General features: G+C 69.8%; 15 protein-coding genes. 6 read left to right on the forward strand and 9 right to left on the reverse strand.

The annotated features are described in order from the left end of the window. Nucleotides 1–202 precede the first annotated feature (202 nt). Nucleotides 203–802: a TetR/AcrR family transcriptional regulator gene (locus tag JOE46_RS03020; protein ID WP_257017371.1), complete on the reverse strand. Its 600-nt coding sequence runs from the start codon at nt 800–802 to the stop codon at nt 203–205. A gap of 74 nt (nt 803–876) precedes the next feature. On the opposite strand from JOE46_RS03020, the gene JOE46_RS03025 reads away from it, so the two are divergent. Further along, entirely contained in the window at nt 877–1,812 is a 936-nt protein-coding gene (locus JOE46_RS03025) for an aldo/keto reductase (RefSeq protein WP_097211288.1), read from the forward strand. An 11-nt stretch (nt 1,813–1,823) separates the two neighbouring features. Here the strand turns inward: JOE46_RS03025 and JOE46_RS03030 are convergent, their stop codons facing one another. The 6 genes from JOE46_RS03030 to JOE46_RS03055 form a co-directional block, all read right to left on the reverse strand. Beyond that, a complete protein-coding gene (locus tag JOE46_RS03030) occupies nt 1,824–2,828 on the reverse strand; it encodes an iron-siderophore ABC transporter substrate-binding protein (RefSeq protein ID WP_209926179.1) in 1,005 nt (334 codons plus the stop codon). A 100-nt stretch (nt 2,829–2,928) separates the two neighbouring features. Next, nucleotides 2,929–3,993, reverse strand: coding sequence for an alpha/beta hydrolase family protein (locus JOE46_RS03035; protein WP_097211290.1), 1,065 nt, complete (start codon nt 3,991–3,993; stop codon nt 2,929–2,931). A 153-nt stretch (nt 3,994–4,146) separates the two neighbouring features. After that, complete coding sequence (locus JOE46_RS03040; protein ID WP_209926180.1) at nt 4,147–6,252, reverse strand: 3-hydroxyacyl-CoA dehydrogenase NAD-binding domain-containing protein; 2,106 nt, start codon at nt 6,250–6,252, stop codon at nt 4,147–4,149. 2 nt (nt 6,253–6,254) lie between these two features. Then, nucleotides 6,255–7,460, reverse strand: a complete 1,206-nt coding sequence (locus JOE46_RS03045; RefSeq protein ID WP_209926181.1) for an acetyl-CoA C-acyltransferase — start codon at nt 7,458–7,460, stop codon at nt 6,255–6,257. Nucleotides 7,461–7,530: 70 nt separating this feature from the next. Continuing rightward, nucleotides 7,531–8,802 (reverse strand): ribonuclease D, encoded by a 1,272-nt coding sequence (locus JOE46_RS03050; RefSeq protein ID WP_097211293.1) that lies wholly within the window; start codon nt 8,800–8,802, stop codon nt 7,531–7,533. A 54-nt stretch (nt 8,803–8,856) separates the two neighbouring features. Further along, nucleotides 8,857–10,281, reverse strand: coding sequence for a wax ester/triacylglycerol synthase family O-acyltransferase (locus JOE46_RS03055; RefSeq protein WP_209926183.1), 1,425 nt, complete (start codon nt 10,279–10,281; stop codon nt 8,857–8,859). 81 nt (nt 10,282–10,362) lie between these two features. Between JOE46_RS03055 and JOE46_RS03060 the strand changes: the two genes are divergently transcribed. Continuing rightward, nucleotides 10,363–11,628: an alpha/beta hydrolase gene (locus tag JOE46_RS03060; RefSeq protein ID WP_097211295.1), complete on the forward strand. Its 1,266-nt coding sequence runs from the start codon at nt 10,363–10,365 to the stop codon at nt 11,626–11,628. Here JOE46_RS03060 and JOE46_RS03065 read toward each other — a convergent pair. After that, nucleotides 11,597–12,190, reverse strand: a complete 594-nt coding sequence (locus JOE46_RS03065; RefSeq protein ID WP_077041436.1) for a DUF3000 domain-containing protein — start codon at nt 12,188–12,190, stop codon at nt 11,597–11,599. The two genes, JOE46_RS03060 and JOE46_RS03065, sit on opposite strands and share 32 nt — an antisense overlap. 115 nt (nt 12,191–12,305) lie before the next feature. Here JOE46_RS03065 and JOE46_RS03070 point away from each other — a divergent pair, with 115 nt between their 5' ends. From JOE46_RS03070 to hemQ, 4 genes are all read left to right on the forward strand, one after another. Further along, nucleotides 12,306–12,998, forward strand: a complete 693-nt coding sequence (locus JOE46_RS03070; RefSeq protein ID WP_097211296.1) for a hypothetical protein — start codon at nt 12,306–12,308, stop codon at nt 12,996–12,998. A 102-nt stretch (nt 12,999–13,100) separates the two neighbouring features. Further along, entirely contained in the window at nt 13,101–14,198 is a 1,098-nt protein-coding gene (hemE, locus tag JOE46_RS03075) for a uroporphyrinogen decarboxylase (RefSeq protein WP_374102879.1), read from the forward strand. Then, nucleotides 14,195–15,550 (forward strand): protoporphyrinogen oxidase, encoded by a 1,356-nt coding sequence (locus JOE46_RS03080; RefSeq protein WP_209926185.1) that lies wholly within the window; start codon nt 14,195–14,197, stop codon nt 15,548–15,550. The genes hemE and JOE46_RS03080 overlap by 4 nt, the downstream gene beginning before the upstream one ends. 4 nt (nt 15,551–15,554) lie before the next feature. Continuing rightward, nucleotides 15,555–16,250 (forward strand): hydrogen peroxide-dependent heme synthase, encoded by a 696-nt coding sequence (gene hemQ / locus JOE46_RS03085; protein ID WP_077041439.1) that lies wholly within the window; start codon nt 15,555–15,557, stop codon nt 16,248–16,250. Between the two features lie 6 nt (nt 16,251–16,256). Here hemQ and JOE46_RS03090 read toward each other — a convergent pair whose 3' ends face one another. After that, the gene (locus tag JOE46_RS03090) at nt 16,257–18,698 is read right to left on the reverse strand and encodes a hypothetical protein (protein ID WP_209926187.1); all 2,442 of its coding nucleotides are present in this window, start codon (nt 18,696–18,698) and stop codon (nt 16,257–16,259) included. Between the last annotated feature and the right edge of the window lie 75 nt (nt 18,699–18,773).

Genomic DNA, 18,773 nt, shown 5'->3' on the forward strand with positions numbered 1-18,773 from the left:
ACGAGCGCCGTGATCGTCAAGATCGCCCATACGGCCACCATTGCCGTCCAAGCGATATCGAATCCGATCGGCACCATTGGCTCGGTGTCCATCGCGAAGTCCCCCCCTGGTCGACCGAATGAGATTCACGATCTCGCGCAGTGGGGGTGTGGTCAAATGCCCGTGGCCTGGCTTCACGGGACGTAGAGCGCGGTGGTCGGCCCTACGTAGGATTTCTGGGCGCGAGCGTGGCGAAGGATTGACGAAGGAGCTCCACGGCATCCTTGGTCTCGTCGGGCTCGGCCCAGGCGGTCAGCGCAACGTCGAAGCAGGCCAGCGACGCCTGTACCAGTGTCTGTGCTCGCAGTACTGCGAGATCGCCGGCTAGTCGCTCCTTCGCGAGCGGGTTGAGCAGACCTGCCCACAGCAGGTGCTTCTCGAGGTTGCGGGCGCGTAGGGAGGCCGCGCTCGTCAGAACGCGCATGGTTCTCTTGGTTCGTTGTTCGTCCCTGTTCGGTTGAGCCAGCAGGGCTTCGAAGGACGCACGCAGAGAATCCCAGACCGGTTCATCGGCCGGCCGCGCGGCGAAGGCGTCGCGGACGAACTCACCCCAGGGGATGAGGTCGCCGATGACTGTGTCTTCCTTGGCCGGGAAGTAGCGGTGGAAGCTGCGGGCCGAAATGCCCACCTCTGCGGCGATCTGCTCGACGGTGACCGCATCGAAACCCTGCTGGGCGAACAGGTCTATCGCGACCTCGGCGATCCGTGCGCGTACGGCCTTGCGCGTGATGTCGCGCAGGCCCGGATTCGATGAGCTTTCCACGATGGAAGCGTACAGTGCCGGAAGTGTCAGAGGCTGACACCTGTGACTGGTTGTGACAACAGAAGGGCTTCATCATGGACATCCGCACTCTCGGCAGTCAGGGCCTGGCCGCTGCCGCTCTCGGCTATGGGGCGATGGGTACCGCCACGGGCTATGGCCCCACCGACGACGCCGAGTCGATCGCCGCGATCCGAAAGGCCCATGAGCTCGGCGTGACGATGTTCGACACCGCCGAGATGTACGGCTGGGGCGAAGGCGAGAAACTGCTCGGACAGGCGCTCGCACCGATCCGCGACGACGTGGTCATCGCGACGAAGTTCGGCTTCACCCGCTCCTTCGGTCTCGACTCGCGCCCGGAGCACATCCGGGAGGTGGTCGAGGCCAGCCTGCGCAACCTCCGCGTCGACACGATCGACGTGCTCTACCAGCATCGCCCCGACCCGAACATCCCGATCGAGGACGTGATCGGCACCATGAAAGAGTTCGTCGAGGCAGGCAAGGTCAAATATCTGGGGCTGTCCGAAGCGGACGAGTCCACCATCCGCGCCGCGCACGCGGTACACCCGATCTCGGTGCTGCAGACCGAGTACTCGATCTTCGCGCGCGACGTCGAACCCCTGTTTCCCGTCCTCGAGGAGCTCGGTATCGGATTCGTCGCCTATTCACCGCTGGCTCGGGGCTTCCTCAGCGGCGCGGTGGCCTCCCGCGAGAGATACGACGCCAACGACTTCCGTCAGTACATCCCGTGGTGGGCGCCCGAGAACTTCAATGCCAACATCGCCATCGTCGACGAGTTGACCGCACTTGCCGGAAGCAAGGGCGCCACGCTCGCGCAGCTGTCACTGGCGTGGTTGCTGACCCGCGACGACTACATCGTGCCGATCCCGGGATCCCGCAACCCGCAGCGCGTCGGCCAGAACGTCACCGCGGCCGAACTGGAGCTGACTCCCGACGATCTCGCGATCATCGACCAGATCGCCCCCACGGGTGGCGTCGGCGGTCGCATGTAGGTAGCGAGACCTCAGCCGGCGCGCTGCGCGGCCTCCGACAGCTGCGGGACGATCTTGTCGAGCACCCACGGGACGCTGAGCACGTTGACGTTGCTGAGTCCGGCGATGACCTGCTGATCGCTGAGGAGGACGGCCGAGCCGCGCTGAACCGCCCCGAGCGAGGCGATGGCCGGGTTGCCGAGCGGATCTGTCGCGCCGTCGGTGAAGGCCACGATGACGTCCGCATCGATGTCGTGCACGTTCTCCAACGAGATGTCCTGGTAGAACTTGCCGCTCTCGTTGGCCGCGGCGAGCTTCTCCACGCCGGGGGCGTTCACGAAGCCGAGCTCGGTGAGCACCTGGACCCGCGGATCCGTCGGCAGGTAGACGTTGGCCTCACCCGCGCCGGTGTCGAAATTCACCACCGCGAGGGTCTTTCCCGCGAACTCGGGGTGCTGGGATCCGGTGTCGGCCAGGGTCTTCCCCAGCCCGTCGATCAGGCCCTGCGCTTCGTCTGGCTTGCCGACCGCCTCACCGATGATGCTGGTCTGGTCCTGCCACGTCGTCTGCCAGGCCTTGCCCGGATACGCGACGGTGGGGGCGAGCCGGCTGAGCTTGTCGTAGTAGGCCTGGTCGAATCCCTCGTACGGCGCCAGGATCGCGTCGGGGGCCAGGGCGGCCAGTGTCTCGATGGACGGCTCGCCTGCCTGCGGGTCGTCGAACAGCGTGGTCTTGTCCGCGTCGTAGTACTTCTCGGCCCACGGCATCACGCCGTTCGGGTTGGCCCCGTACACGTACTTCGGCTGGCCCACGGGCGTGAGGCCTAGCGCGTAGAGCACATCCTGGGCGTTCCAGCCCATGGTGACGAGTCGGTCCGGCCTCGCCTCGAGGGTGGTGGTACCGAAGGTGTTCTCGATTCTCACCGGGTAGGTGCCGTCGCCGGCAACGGCGTCGCCGGAGTCTGCGGTGTCGGAGGCGCAGCCGACCAGGGTGGTGGCGGCGAGGGCGGCGATGCCGAGACGAAAGAGTGAACGCATAAAGGGGAGCCTAACCTAACTCTATTGGCTCCGGAAACCGGTCCGCGCCCCGGGCGAGGTGCCTGGGGCGCGGATCCGAGAGGTGAACCCTATGGACGACTCAACCGATGTTGGCCGACAGGTCGGGAATCATGCGGTAGACCTGGTCCTCCCAGTTCTTCCAGTTGTGGACTCCCGTGGCGGGGTAGTCGTAGTGGACGTTGCCTGCGCCGATGGTGGCCATCCGGACCTCGAACGCGCGGGTGTTGGCCAGTGCCAACGCCTCCAACGGAACTGCCTGCACGATTCCGAGTGCATCGTTGACGTCTCCGTTGCCGGGGAGCGCGCTGCCGGAGGAGATCCACAGGCGGGTGTTGTTGTCCTTGAGGCGTGGCGCGAACACAAACGGATCCATCCGGAGCCATTGTGGACCCCACGGCGGTGCCATCGCGTCGATGTTGAAGCCGCCGGCGGAGATCATCGCGACGCGCAGGGCTTCACGCATGCCGGGCGCGGAGTTGTTGAGGAAGCCGGAGTACGAGCCTGCAAAGCTGAACTGCTGCGGGAAGTACGCGGCGAGGGTCAGCGCGGCGCTGCCGCCCATGGACAGACCGAACACGCCGTTGCGGGTGGATCTGAACCCTTCCCGCTTGGCCAGCTCGCTCGGCAGCTGTCGGGTCAGGAACGTCTCCCACCTGTAGGTGTTGACCTTTCCGTCGGCGTCGGCCGCAGCATCCGAGCTGCCCATCCCCGACGACCCGCTTGAGCTGCCGGTGGAGGAACCGAGGTCTCCCGGGCCCCAGGTGCTCGGCGCGTTCCAGTCCGCGTAGAAGCTCGACTCTCCACCGACCGGCATCACGACGTTGATGTTCGCGGCGGTCAGCGCGTGGGCGACGTTGGTCTCGATCTCCCAACCATTGAGGTCGTTGCGGGCGCGCATCCCGTCGAGGGCATACACGACACGATTGGTGTTGCCGTCGGCCGCGCGGAAGATCCGTGACTTGATCGGCCCCATGTCGGAGTTGACCCAGAAGTCGTAACCGAAGTTCGGATCGAACGCCGCGTTCGCGGTGCCAACGGGACCTGCTACCGACACCCCGAGCGGTAGCACGATCGCCATTGACACCAATATCGAGCGTTTGAGCCTCGAGACGGCCCTCCCACCCCTGAGACGTCTGACTCGCATTCTGTTATGGCCTTTCGTCGGTGCGGCCATCCACAGCCGCCGTTCACGGGCACCCTGCACCATAACGCTGTAACGGCGGCGAGACCCAGCGAAACGGGCGCGGCGCGGGAAAGTTCCCGCGCCGCGCCCGTTTCGTGATGTGTGCCGTACCAGCTAGACGCTCGCGACGCCCGGCGCCAGGAAGCGCTTGCCGTTCACGGCCTCCGAGGTGCCGGTCCGGTCCAGGTACGGCGTGATGCCGCCGTTCCAGAAGCCGAAGCCGCCACCGAGGATCAGGCAGAGGTCGATGTCCTCGGCCGCCGCGACGACACCCTCGTCGAGCATGATCGCGATCTCCTCGGCGAACGCGCGACGCGTGCGCTCGAGGACCTCCTCGGCGGTGGACGCCTTGTCGCCCTGGGGCCACAGCGCGGCGACCTCGGGGTCGACGACCTGGCCGTTCTCGCCGTAGGTCCACACGCCGGGCTTGCGGGCCTCGACGAGCGCCTCGAGTCCGGGCGAGCTCGTGAACCGCTCGGGGTACGCGGCCTGCAGGGTCTCGCCGGTGTGCAGCGCGACCGCGGGACCGACGAGGGCCAGCAGGGTGAACGGGCTCATCGGCATGCCCAGCCCGCCAACCGCGTTGTCCGCGACGTCGAACGGGGTGCCCTCGTCCACCGCGGTCATGACCTCACCGAGGGTGCGGGTGACGAGGCGGTTGAAGACGAATCCGGCCTTGTCGCCGCACAGCACGGCCGACTTCTTCAGCGTCTTGGCGGTGGCGAAAGCCGTTGCCAGCGTAGCGTCGTCGGTCTTGGCGCCCTTGATGATCTCGAGCAGGGGCAGCACCGCGACGGGGTTGAAGAAGTGGAAGCCGACGACCCGCTCGGGGTGCTTGAGGTCGGCCGCCATGTCGGTGATCGACAGCGACGAGGTGTTGGTCGCGAGGATCGTCTCGGGGGCGATGAAGTCCTCGAGCTCGGCGAAGATCTTCTTCTTCAGGTCGAGGTTCTCGAAGACGGCCTCGATGACGAAGTCGGTCTTGGCGAACGCCGACTTGTCCAGCGAGCCGGAGACCAGTGCCTTGAGGCGGTTGGCGGCGTCGGCGGACAGCCGTCCCTTGCCCTGCAGCTTGTCGATCTCGGTGTGGACGTAGCCGACGCCCTTGTCGATGCGCTCCTGGTCGATGTCGGTGAGGATCACCGGGACCTTGAGCTGGCGCACGAACAGCAGCGCGAGCTGGCTGGCCATCAGGCCGGCACCGATGATGCCGACGCCGGTCACCTTGCGCGCCAACGACTTGTCCGGCGCGCCTGCGGGACGCTTCGCCCGCTTGTTCACCAGGTCGAAGGCGTAGAGGCCTGCGCGCAGCTCGTCGGCCATCAGCAGGTCGGCGAGCGCCTCGTCCTCGGCCGCGAAGCCGGCGTCCAGCGAGGCCGGATCGGTGAGGTCGGTGCCGCGGGCCAGCTCGAGCAGCTCGATGGCCCGGACCGCGCCAGGGGCGTTGTTCTTCGTCTTGCCTGCGACGATGGCCTTCGCGCGGGCGATGGCGTCGTCCCAGTCCTTGCCACGGTCGATCTCCTGGCGGGCCGGGGTGATCTCCCCCGCGAGGACCTGCGCGGCCCAGCCGAGGGACTGCTCGATGAAGTCGGCGGAACCGAACACCGCGTCGACGACGCCGAGCTCGAGGGCCTTCTTCGGGTTGATGACCCGGCCGTTGTTGAGCGGGTTCTCGATGACGAGGGTGACCGCCTTGTCGGCGCCGATCAGGTTCGGCAGCAGCTGCGTGCCGCCCCACCCGGGAACCAGGCCGAGCATGGTCTCGGGCAGGCCGAGCGCGCCCGCGCTCTCGGATGCGGTGCGGTAGTGGCTGTGCAGCGCGACCTCGAGGCCGCCGCCGAGCGCGACGCCGTTGACGAAGGCGAAGGTCGGAACGTTGGACTCGCGCAGGCGACGGAACACCTTGTGGCCCAGTCGGCCCAGCTCGAGGCCCTGCTCGCGGCTGGTGATGGACGGCACGCCCTTGAGGTCCGCGCCCGCGGCGAAGATGAACGGCTTGCCCGTGATGGCGATCGCCGTCGGGTTCGCGGCGAAGGCCTCGTCGAGCGCGGCGTCGAGCGCGGTGAGTCCGCCGGGGCCGAACGACGACGGCTTCGTGTGGTCGAAGCCGTTGTCGAGGGTGATCAGGGCGACCTTGCCCTCGATCCCGGGGACGGACACGAGCTTGGTGAACGCGTTCGTCACGACCTCGTCGGCGAATGCGGTTGCGATTTCAGACATGGTTACTTGGCTCCGTCGAAGTTCGGGTTCTCCCAGATCACGGTTCCGCCCATGCCCAGACCGATGCACATGCTGGTCAGGCCGTAGCGGACGTCGGGACGCTGGGCGAACTGGCGGGAGAGCTGCGTCATCAGACGCACTCCCGAGGAGGCGAGAGGGTGGCCGCACGCGATGGCGCCGCCCCACTGGTTGACGCGCGGGTCGTCGTCGGCGACGCCATAGTGCTCGAGGAAGGCGATGACCTGGACGGCGAAGGCCTCGTTGAGCTCGAAGAGCCCGATGTCCTCGATCTTCAATCCGGTACGGGCCAGCAGCTTCTCGGTGGCAGGGACCGGTCCGTAGCCCATCACGGCCGGGTCGACGCCCTGGTAGGCGAAGCCGACCATGCGCATGCCGATCGGCAGGCCGAGCTCGAGGGCGGTGTCCTCGCCCGCGAGGATCGCGGCGGTGGCGCCGTCGTTCAGGCCCGCCGCGTTGCCTGCTGTGATCCGGCCCGCGGGACGGAACGGGGTCTTGAGGCCGGCGAGGTCCTCGACGGTGGTGCCGGGGCGCGGCGGCTCGTCCTCGGTCGCCAGGCCCCAGCCTGCGGCCGAGCGGGTGGCGACGGGCACAAGGGTGTCGGCGATGAAGCCGGCCTTCTTGGCTGCCTCGTACTTGTTCTGGCTGTTCACGGCGTAGGCGTCCGTGCGTTCCTTGGTGATGGTCGGGAACCGGTCGTGCAGGTTCTCGGCGGTGTTGCCCATCACCAGCGCGCTCTGATCGACCAGGCGGTCGGCCAGGAAGCGCGGGTTGGGGTCGGCGCCCTCGCCCATCGGGTGACGGCCCATGTGCTCGACACCACCGGCGATCACGACGTCGTACTGGCCGAAGCCGATGCCGGACGCGGTGGTGGTGACGGCGGTCATCGCGCCCGCGCACATGCGGTCGATGGCGAAGCCGGGCACGGTCTCCGGGAGGCCGGCGAGGATTCCGGCGGTGCGGCCGATGGTCAGGCCCTGATCGCCGGTCTGCGTGGTCGCGGCGATGGCGACCTCGTCGATGCGGGCGGGGTCGAGCTGCGGGTTGCGGCGGAGCAGTTCGCGGATGGCCTTGACGACGAGGTCGTCGGCACGGGTCTCCGCGTACATGCCCTTCGGTCCGGCCTTGCCGAACGGGGTACGGATGCCGTCGACGAAGACGACGCTGCGCTGTGATGCGGGAGCAGCCACGCTGGATTCCTCCTGGCTGGAGTGGACGAACGGCCGGACACGACGTCCGGCACGTCCACTCTAGCGCGTATTACTCACCAGTAACATGGGTGGGTGCCGTGCGCAGTGCCTCCGCGAGCAGGGGGGCGGTCAGCTCGCGCTGCCACGGCCTGGCACCGCCCGCCGCCAGTGTCTCGTCGATCTCGGCGGTCACCCGTGTGAGGTCTCCTGGATGATCGGCGGGATCGAAATCCCAGCACAGGCGCCGGACGAGCTCGGGGGTGAGCAGGTTCTCCACCGGGACCTTCACCCGCTCTGAGAGTTCGGTGATGGCCGCGCGGGCCGCCGTCAGCCGTTCCGCGGCCTCGGGATTGCGTCGTGACCAGCGGTTGACCGGCGGCGGACCGGTGAACGGCTGCGTGACAGGGGGGAGGTCCTCGGGCGAGAGTGCCCGTGCCCGTTCGAGCGCCTGCATCCACAGCGCAGAGGACCGGCGCTGACGAGGTCCGCCGAACACCGGCAACGCCCGCAGCGCGTCGACGGTCCTCGGGTCGGCGGTCGCCGCCGCGACGATCGCCGAGTCGGGCAGGACCCGCCCCGGCGCGACGTCGCGCTTGCGTGCCAACTCGTCCCGTGCGGTCCACAGTTCGCGCACCGCGGCCAGCTGGCGCGGCGACTTGAGGGAGTGGATCTGCGACGTGCGTCGCCAGCGGTCGGGCTTGGGCTTCGGCGGGCCCGCGAGCCGCACGTGCTCGAATTCCTGCGCGGCCCAGTCGGTCTTGCCCTGCGACTCCAGATCCTCGGCGACGGCGTCGCGCAACTCAAGGAGCACCTCGACGTCGAGTGCCGCGTAGTTCAGCCAGGTTTCCGGCAGCGGGCGGTTGGACCAGTCGTCGGCCCCGTGCCCCTTCTTCAGTTCGAACCCGAGCGTGCGCTCGACGATCGCGGCCAGACCGACCCGCTCGTAGCCGGCCAGCCGGCCCGCGAGCTCGGTGTCGTAGAGGGCGGCGGGCCGCATGCCGAGCTCGTCGAGCCCGGGGAGATCCTGATCGGCCGAGTGCAGCACCCATTCGAGCGGGTTGATCACCTCGGCGAGCGGGGCCAGGTCGCCCGCGATCGGGATGGGATCGACCAGGACGGTGCCCGCGCCGGCCCGCCGGAACTGCAGCAGGTAGGCGCGGTTCGAGTACCGGAAGCCGGATGCGCGCTCGGCGTCGACCGCGAGCGGGCCGGTGCCCGCGGCGAGCCGGTCGACGGCCGCGGCCAGCAACCGGGTCGAGTCGACGAGCTCGGGGAGCCCGCCTTCGGGGGTCAGGAGCGGCACGGCGGTGCGCTCGGGGGCCTGGTCGCTGACATCGGACATGAACAATGACCTTACGGCGCGAACCCGGCCGCTTCAGCAGACGCCGGGTGCGCGTCACGTCCGGGCGGACGTGGCCTTGCGCTTGCGGGTCTTGGCGCGGGCGGCCTTGACCATCTCGTCGAGGGCGGGCCCGAAGGCGTCGGCCAGGTCCCACAGCTCGGGAGCGAGCTCCGGGCAGGACATCAGGCCGACGTTGAGCCTGCCGTCGAGGGACATCACCGTCGCGTTTAGTCCGGCGCCGTGGAAGATCGGTCCGAGCGGGAACATTGCCACGATGCGCGCGCCGAGGAGATACAGCGGGACCGGCGGACCCGGGACGTTGGAGACCACCAGGTTGTGCACCACGGGATGGCGTTCGGCCAGCTTGAGCGAGGAGTAGACCCGCATCGCCGGGCCGAAGGCCGCGGGCGCCGCGAACTGGGACCAGTCCTGGAGCAGGCTGGCGCCGAGCGAGGCATTGTGCGACTTCACCATGGTGTTGTGCGCGTTGGCCTCGGTGAGCCGGGTGACGGGGTCGCCGATCTGCGTGCCCAGCTGGGTGAACATCCCCGAGATCTGGTTGGTCCCCGGCCGATCGGAGGTCTCGTGCACCGAGACCGGGACCATCGCGACCAGCGAGGTGTCGGGCAGCTCGTCGCGGTCGGTGAGGTAGCGACGCAGCGCACCGCCGACCATCGCCAGCACCACGTCGTTGACCTTGACGCCGAAGGCGTCCTTGACCAGCTTGACCTTCGCGAGATCCAGCTGTGCGTAGGCGATATTGCGGTGGCCGGTCAGCGCCCCGTTGAGGGAGGTCCGCGGCGCGGTGAAGGGCGCGGGCATCGCCTCGCCGCGTCGCGCGCGGGTGATCCATTTCGGCAGCAGCGCGAGCCCGCTCGGCAGTGCCCTGGCCAGCTGGAGCGGGCGGCTGACGAAACCGACCAGGCCGCTGACGGCGAGATCGAGGGTGTCCGCGTCGCCCGCCGTGCGCTGGTCGCGGTCGACCTCCGGTCGCGGCGCGTCGGGGGACAGCCCGCACAATTGCGCCATCATGCTCGCCCCGGTCACGCCGTCCACGTTCGCGTGATGCATCTTCGACATGATCGCGACGGTGCCGTCCTCGGAGCCCTCGATCACCCACATCTCCCACAGGGGGATGGTGCGGTCCATCTGTTGGCCTGCGATGTGACCGCACAGGTCGGCGAGCTCCTTGCGGCCGCCGGGGCCGGGTACCGCGATCCGGTGCACGTGCCGGTCGATGTCGAACTCGGGGTCGTCGACCCAGACCGGATGGTCGAGGTTCAGCACGGAGTCGTGCAGTTTCCTGCGGAAGACGGGCATGCCCTGTGCCCTGGCGGTGAGCTCCGACTTGAAGGAATCGAAGTCGTACCCGCCCGGGATCGTCGAGACGTCGAGGACGATCAGCCCGCAGACGTGCAAGAGCTGGGTGGGGGTCTCGAGATAGAGGAACGTTGAATCCAGACCGCTCAGTCTCTCCATGTCCCAACTTTAGAGGCGCTTCTACTATTGAATCGGGTGAACGGAAAAGCCCGCTTCGGGCGCAGGGGTGAAAGAGGTCACATGACACGGGGTTTCCTGATCCGGCAGGCGGTCAACGCGGCGCTGACGGCCAACGCGCTGCGACCCGTCCCCGGTATGTGGGCCTCCGTGCCCGCCTTCCTCGCCGGCTGGCTGACGTCGGAACTGGCGCCCCAGCAACTCGGGGCGACGGTCCTCGACGCGGGTGTCCACCTGGCCCGCCACGGCGTGTCCACGCGTAGCGACCGGCTGGGTCTCGCGCTCGCGGCCGTGTCCGCTGCCGGGCTGACGGCGGCGATGGTCTCGTCCCGTCGCGCGGGGCAGGAGATGGCGGACGCACTGCGCGAGATCGGCGTGGACGATCCCGGTGCAGGCAGCCCCATCGACTGGCGCTCGAGCAGCAGGCCGTTCCGGATGCTCCGCGAGGATGTCGCGAGGGTCAGCAACCTCGAGTACGCGCCCGGCGGTGCCCGGTTCCGCGTGGACGTCTACCACCACCGCGACCTACCGCCGAACGCGCCGATGCTGCTGCAGATCCACGGCGGCGGCTGGGTGATCGGCAGCAAGGACCATCAGGGCCTGCCGCTGATGGTGGAGCTGGCCTCCCGCGGGTGGGTGTGCGCGGCGGTGAACTATCCGCTCTCGCCGCGCGCCAGCTGGCCCGCCCATCTCATCGCGCTCAAGCAGGCCGTCGCCTGGCTGCGGACGAACGGCGACAAGTACGGCGGCGACCCCGATTTCCTCGCAGTGACGGGCGGCTCGGCCGGTGGGCACCTGGCCGCGATGGTCGCGCTCACCGCCAACGACCCCGGGCTCCAGCCGGGTTTCGAGGACATCGACACCTCGGTGTCGGCCTGCGTACCGATGTACGGGGCCTACGACTTCGCCGCGGAGACGGGCATCAGGCAGGTGCGGGCCCGTGTCGAGTCGAGGATCAGCGAGATGGTGCTCGGCAAGGGCGCGCGATTCCCCGAGGACTACCTGGCCGCGTCGCCGCTGGCGAAGGTGCGCGCCGATGCGCCGCCGTTCCTCGTCGTGCACGGGACCCACGACTCGCTGCTGCCGGTGGCGGAGGCCAGGGAGTTCGTGGCGAGGCTGCGGGCTGTCTCGACCAGCCCGGTCGCCTATGCGGAACTGCGCGGCGCGCAGCACGCCTTCGACATCTTCCACTCGATTCGCAGCGACCAGGTGATCCGCGCGATCGCGGCGTTCCTCGATTCGGTCCGGGCGGGCAGGGCGTCCGGCGCGGAGCCCGCGCAGCGCCCGCACACTGAGCTCAACCCTTCGACGGACTCCCGAGCTGGGTGACGCCGACCGGCGGCAGGCCGGCGGCGTAGGCCAGCACCTCGCAGAACGCCTCCACATGGGGGCCGAGTTCGATGGAGGTCGCGGTCCATGAGGCGCGCAGTTCGAGCTGATGCGCGTGCGGCGGTCCCGCGATGTCGCCGTACCGCACCGAGCTGGTCGCGGTCACGGTGCCGCCGAGCGCGGTCATCGGTTCACCGCGGGTCTCGAGCGCGTCTACCAGCCAGCTCCAGGCGACCTCCGGCAGCAGCGGGTCCGCGGCGAGATCGGCGTCGAGGTCGGCCTGGATGTACGCGACCAGCCGCATGGTGCCGTTCCAGGCCTCGTCGCCTTCGGGGTCGTACAGCAGGATCAGCCGTCCGAAGGCGTCACCCTCGGACTGTTCGGCCACGATGTCGGACTCGGGATGCCGGACCTCGGCGCCGAGCGCGTAGCTGTACGGAGCCAATCGCTGCGGTGGCCGGATCGGACCGATCTCGATCTGCGGGTGCACCGCGGCCTTCTGCATCGCAGCTATCGCGCTGCGAAACTGAGCAGGCTCGGCAGGGGATCCCGACGTGGTCACAACGCGGACGTTAGACCTGCCCCGATCCTCGCCGGTGGAGGCGCGCCGGTTCTAGCGGCATCGGCTCCCGGCGCTCCGCGTCGCGCGTTGCTCCCGCCGAAGGCATCATGAAGAGGTGGACCAGCTGCTCGGGTTTCTCTCGCACTCCTGGTGGCTGCTGTTCGTCTTCGGCGGCAGTATCGGCGGGGCTGTGAAAGCAGTCGGCGCGGCCAACCGGCGCCGCGCCGAGCGGCGACTGGAGCGCTACCGGCTGAAGCAGCAGACGAAGATCGAGATTGCTCGCGCCAAGGCGCAGATCCACACCGACGAGCGGACCCAGCGACGCGAGATCGCCAAGATCGTCGACGAGCACGATCAGACCGATGCGCGCTGGTTCGGCTACGAGATGAGCCTGGTGACGCTGCTCGACTTCCCGATGATCACGGACATGCGCGAGCCGCTGACGGTCGAGTTCCACAAGGCCAAGCGACGCGCGGACCTGCTCCGGCCGGAGGACCCGGAATCGATGGTCGGCAACCACGAGGCGCAGGTCGAGTACCGCGACGCCGTGCATGGCTACGCGATCGCCTTCGATGTCTGCGAAGCGGAGGCGAAGCGACGGCGTCGCAGCGGATTCACCGCTCGCGAGCAAGAGCGGCTGGTCCGTGCCCAGCGGCTGCTGCGGCTGGCCATGGACGAGGGGGCCACCCAGGAAGAGCGGCAGAGCGCGTATGCGAAGGCGCGTAAGGACCTCGACGGGCTGATCGTGCTGCCGGCCGGTGCACGAGCACAGCTCGAGCACCGGATCGCAGGCCAGATCGGTGCATGAGTCGCCCCGGCCTGCCCGCCACGGCTGGAGTCGGGTTCCCGGTCGCGGATCTGGCAGCATGACCGGGAAAGGAAACTTGGCGGGCGACGAGCGTTGGGACATATGAGCGACCTGGAAGACACGAATGCGGCCATGACCACCGGCGCGCAGTACCCGTACCGGCGAATGCTGCCCCAGGCTCCGCTGCTGGCGGCCGCGACCGGGCGCACACCGGCACACCGTCCGGTGTGGTTCATGCGGCAGGCCGGCCGGTCGCTGCCCGAGTACCGCGAGATCCGGGCCGGGATCGGGATGCTCGAATCCTGCTTCAATCCCGAGCTGGTCTGCGAGATCACCATGCAGCCGGTCCGCAGGCACGGGGTGGACGCGGCGATCCTGTTCTCCGACATCGTCGTCCCGCTCAAGGCGGCGGGCATCGACCTGGACATCGTGGCAGGCACCGGACCCGTCGTCGCCTCGCCGATCCGCTCGGCGGCCGATGTCGCGGCGCTGCCGCGGCTGCGCACCGAGGAGGTCGGCGCGGTCACCGCGGCGATCTCGCTGCTCACCAAGGAACTGGGCGATACCCCGCTGATCGGGTTCGCGGGGGCGCCGTTCACCCTGGCCTCCTACCTGGTCGAGGGCGGTCCCAGCCGTAACCACGAGCGCACCAAGGCGCTGATGCACTCGGATCCGCAGACCTGGCACGCGCTGCTCGGATCGCTCGCGGACACCACGATCACGTTCCTCAAGGCGCAGCTGCACGCAGGCGTCGACGCGGTGCAGCTGTTCGACTCCTGGGCCGGTGCGCTCTCGCTCGCCGAGTACCGCCAGTTCGTGCTGCCGCATTCGGAGCGGGTGTTCGCGGAGGTCGCCGAGGCAGGAGTGCCGCGGATCCACTTCGGTGTGGGCACCGGCGAACTGCTCGGTGCCATGGGCGAGGCGGGCGCCGACGTGGTCGGCGTCGACTGGCGGATCCCGCTCGACGAGGCCGCCCGCCGCGTCGGCCCCGGCAAGGCGCTGCAGGGCAATCTCGACCCGGCGGTGTTGTTCGCCGGCTGGGATGCCGTCGAACGCGAGGTCCGCCGGGTGGCGGGCGAGGCGGACCGGGCCCTCGCGGCGGGTGCGATCGGCCACATCTTCAACCTCGGCCACGGGGTGCTCCCTGACACCGATCCGGGCGTGCTGACCGCGGCGGTGGAGCTGGTGCACTCGCTGTGACATCGGTCGCCGTCGTCGGTGGGGGCATCTCCGGCCTCGTGGCCGCGTATCGACTGCGTCAGCGGCTCGGGCCCGACGCCGTCATCACGATGGTCGAGGCGTCGGGGCGCGTCGGCGGCAAGCTGCGGACCACGCAGTTGGACGGCGTCGGCGTCGACGTCGGCGCGGAGGCCTTCATCGCGCGGCGGCCCGAGGTGCCCGCGCTGCTCGCCGAACTCGGCCTGTCCGACCAGATCGTCGCCCCGGCCGGGGTGCGCCCGCTGATCTGGTCCGGGGCCACGCTGCACCCGCTGCCAGGGGGCACCCTGATGGGCATCCCGGCGGGACCGGAGTCGATGGCGGGACTCGTCGATGAGCAGACCCTGGCCCGGATCGCTGCCGAGCCGGGCGTTCCGCTGGACTGGCGGCCCGGCTCCGACACCGATGTCGCGACCCTTGTCGGTTCCCGCTTCGGCGAGCAGGTGGTGCGTCGCTCGGTGGACCCGCTGCTCGGCGGCGTGTACTCGGGACTGTCGGACTCGATCGGCGTGCGCGCGGCGCTGCCGACCCTGGCCGCGGCGCTGGACCGCGGCGCCGCCAGCCTGTCGGCGGCGGTCGCCGAGGCGATGCCGGAGCCGAAGCCCGGCCCGGTGTTCGGCGGGCTTCGCGACGGCTACGGCGTGCTGCTCGACGCGCTGAAGGAAAGGGCAGCCGCGACGGTGCTGCGCGCGGACGCGTCGGGCCTGTCCCGCTCGCCCGGCGGGACGGGTTGGTGGATCGATCCGGTCGGCCGGGTCGACGGCTTGGTGCTGGCCGTGCCGGCGCCGTCGCTGGCCGCGCTGCTGTCCGAGGTCGCGCCCGTCGCGAGTGCGGCCGCCGCGCAGATCCCGCTGGCCTCGTCCGTCGTCGTCGCCCTCGCGCTTGCCGATGCGGCGCCGCTGCCGCAGAACTCCGGCATCCTGGTCGCCACCGGGGAATCCGTGCGCGCCAAGGCATTCACGCTGTCCAGCCGCAAATGGCCGCACCTGGCCGAGCGCGGCGGGGCGCTGGTGCGGGCCTCGTTCGGTCGGTTCGGGGACGCCGACATCGTCGACGCCCCCGACGCCGAACTCGTCGCGGCCGCCCGCGCGGACCTCGAGACGGTCACCGGCCTTCGGGTCGATCCGGTCGACGCGGTCGTGCAGCGCTGGCACGGTGGGCTGCCCCAGTACGGGCCGGGCCACCTCGACCGCGTGCAGGTCATCGAGGAGTCGATCGGCGCGCTGCCCGGGCTCGCCGTCGCGGGGGCACTGCTGCACGGCGTCGGTGTGCCCGCCTGCGTGGCGGCGGCGACGACGGCGGCGACCACGGTCGCGGAGCAGATGGCACGATAGAGCCATGGCACGCCTCGATTACGACAAGCTCAACTCCACGCTCCGCTACGCGATGTTCTCGGTGTTCCAGGTGCAGCCGGGCGTCCTCGAAGAGGACCGCACCAAGGCGATCGACGACGCGAAGGCGTTCTTCGATTCCTTCGAGGATACCGACGCGACCGTCCGCGGCGTCTACGACATCGCCGGGATGCGCGCCGACGCGGACTTCCTGATCTGGACGCACGCGGAGAAGTTGGAGGATCTGCAGAAGCTCTACGCCGACTTCCGGCGCACCACCATCCTCGGTCGCGCGAGCGACCCGGTGTGGAGCAACGTCGCACTGCACCGCCCCGCGGAGTTCAACAAGAGCCACCTGCCCGCGTTCGTCGCGGGTGAGGAGCCGGGTGCCTACATCTGCGTGTACCCGTTCGTGCGGTCCTACGAGTGGTACCTGCTCCCGGACGACGAGCGCCGCAAGATGCTCGCCGACCACGGCAAGGCGGGTCGCGGTTACCCGGACGTGCGCGCGAACACCATCCCCGCCTTCGCGCTCGGCGACTACGAGTGGATCCTCGCGTTCGAGGCGCCCGAGCTCGACCGGATCGTCGACCTGATGCGTGACCTGCGTGCCACCGAGGCGCGGATGCACGTGCGCGAAGAGGTCCCGTTCTTCACCGGGCCCCGGGTGGACGTCGAGAAGCTGATCGCGTCCCTGCCCTGATCGGCCTCACGCCTCGATAATCCGCCGCAACTCCGCGAGTGCGTCCCGGTACTGCGGGGTGCGGACGTAGCCGCTGTGGCCGGCGACGGTCGGCAGGTATCCGGACCTGTCGACCTCGTCGGCCCGCACGTCCACCCGGTTCGGGAGTCGTGAGTACGCCGGGAAACCCAGGTGGTCGGTCTCGCGCCACAGGTTGATCCACCGCGGGCGCCCCGGGGTTCCTCGGAGCAGGCCGGCCAGCGTCTGCGCGCGGGGATGTGCCGCCGGGCCGGCGTCGTCGCCCAGGAACTCGTCGGGCGCGAGCGGGCGCGCACCCGACGCGGGCGCGTTCGCGATGGCGTCGGGTCCGAACAGTTCCGGGAAGATGCGGCCGAAGTAGGCACGCAGTTGGCAACCGTAGGTGAGCAGGGCGCCGCGCTCGGCCAGTGCCTCGGACCGTGGGTCGAGGAGCGCCGCGACGGCGAGCACGGACCCCATCGAATGCGCGGAGAGCACCACCCGGTTCCCGTCGTCCGCGCGGAGCCAGGCGTCGCACCGGGCGACGAGTTCCGGTACCGCCCGCTCCGAGTAGCTGGGCGGGCCGAACGGGTGCGCGGCCCGCGGGACCACACCCAGCAGATCCCACACGATGCCGAGCGGCCTGCCGCTGCGTGGTCGAAGGGCCAGGGCGCCAACCAATGCCGCCGCGAGTGCCGCGGCGAGAAGCGCGCCCCATCCGGTGGGGAGTTGCAGATACGCGCGTTCCCCGTCGCGTGGCCGGGGCAGCAGCGGCAGGATCACGCAGGGGAGCAGCGCGAGGAGGGCTAGCGCGGCGAGCACGCCGATCGCCGGTTCGGCGCGATGGGCGGCGTTGGCGAGTCGCTCGGCGGGGACGGTGTCGGGGTCCACGAGCGCGATCGCATCCGCAGTCGCCGGGGACGGCGTGACACCTCCGCCGCGGGCCCGGATGAAGGCCGCCCACCGAACGGCACAGCACCCCGCAACCACGAGCACGACGACCAGCACGGCGGCGGCCGCGACCAGGCCGACGCCGAACCAGCCGAAGATCGGCGGGATGCGGATCTCGGTCTGGCAACCCGCAGGGTCGTCCGACACCAGCTCCGCGGCCCCGCCGGAGCCGTTGAGCCAGTTGCCGACGCCGACCACCACGAGGTTCGACAGCAGCATGGCGCCGCCGAGGGCCAACAGCAGGAAGACGCCGACGGCCCGGCCCGACCAGGCCTGGAATTCGCTGCCGGGCAACGCGAGTGCGAGCAAGACGAGGAAGACGGCCGCGCCAGCGATCACCGCAGGCCCCCGCTGCCCGCAGAGGTACGCGACCGCCGCCACGCCGAGTGTGGTAGCCAGCGCGATCGTCCACCACGGCGACATCCGCCGGATCGAGAGTCCGGCCAGCGCCAGCGCCAGCAACACGAGGACGAGGACCGCTGGCACCGCGACCAGGCCGTCCAGCCTCGGCGCGTCCCCGTCGGGAGCGTTCGGGTCGTGGGGCCCGAACGCGAGCAACAGCGACTGCGCCACGAAGGCCGCCGCGCTGACCGCGACCACAACCCAGGTCGCCGCGGGCACGCCCTCCTCCGCGCGGGAGACCGGCACGTCCACACCACGCTCGCTCGTGAGCACCAGCCGCACCGCGCCCGCGACCATCGCCAGCACGGCGACGATCGCGATCGCCGAGAAGGCCCAGCCGAATCGCTCGTCACGGGGCGGGGCGAACAGCGCGGACATCGCCACGGTGCCCGCCACCCCCGCGGCGATGTGGATCATCGAGGTCTCGGTGGCGTGGCCGCGGTTGTTCCAGAACCCGTGCCGCCGCAGAACCGGTGTGGCATCCGCCGACTCCGCGGTCTGCCGAGCGCCGTCCACGTCGTAGCGGGTCCGCGACCGCGCCGAGACGAACCACAGCACCGCCAGCGCGGCGGCGGGCACCAGCAGGGACACAGCCAGTCGCCGTTGCGGGGGCAGATTCGCCAGGGCCTGGAACTGCGAGGGCAGGTTCCCGGACTCGTGCTCCAGATACTGCAGCGCGATCAGGTCCGAGGAGACCGTCACCACGGTGCTGACGAACAGCAGCGTGAGGCCGAGCCCGAACAGTCGGACCACGGTGGCGGTCCGGCGCACCTGGGCCGGGGTGGTGCAGAGATTCCGCGACCAGTACGCCAGGTTCGTCAGCCCGTAGGGCATCACCAGGCACCAGGCCGCCCTGATCACCACGGCCAGCACCGCCTGACCGAGGGGTGCCGTGCCTCCCGGTGTCGTGCGCGCCAGCCCACCCCACGAGTAGGCCTCGCGCCGGATGCCAGGCGGGGTGTACCCGCGCTGATCGGGGGTGAGCTCGGCCGCGGCGTCACCGTCGACGGTCCAGAACCCGGCGAGCTGGTCGCCGATCACCCGGTGCGCCTGATCGGCCTGCACGTCGAGCATGTCGTGCGGCGGGGTGTTGCTCACCCCGTGAATGCGAAGTTCCAGGACATGTGGAGCCGGTCCGTCGCCGCGACTCATGAATCAGGCATACACCCAAAA

The organism is Rhodococcus sp. PvR099, assembly GCF_017833315.1.
GTDB lineage: Bacteria > Actinomycetota > Actinomycetes > Mycobacteriales > Mycobacteriaceae > Rhodococcus_G > Rhodococcus_G oryzae.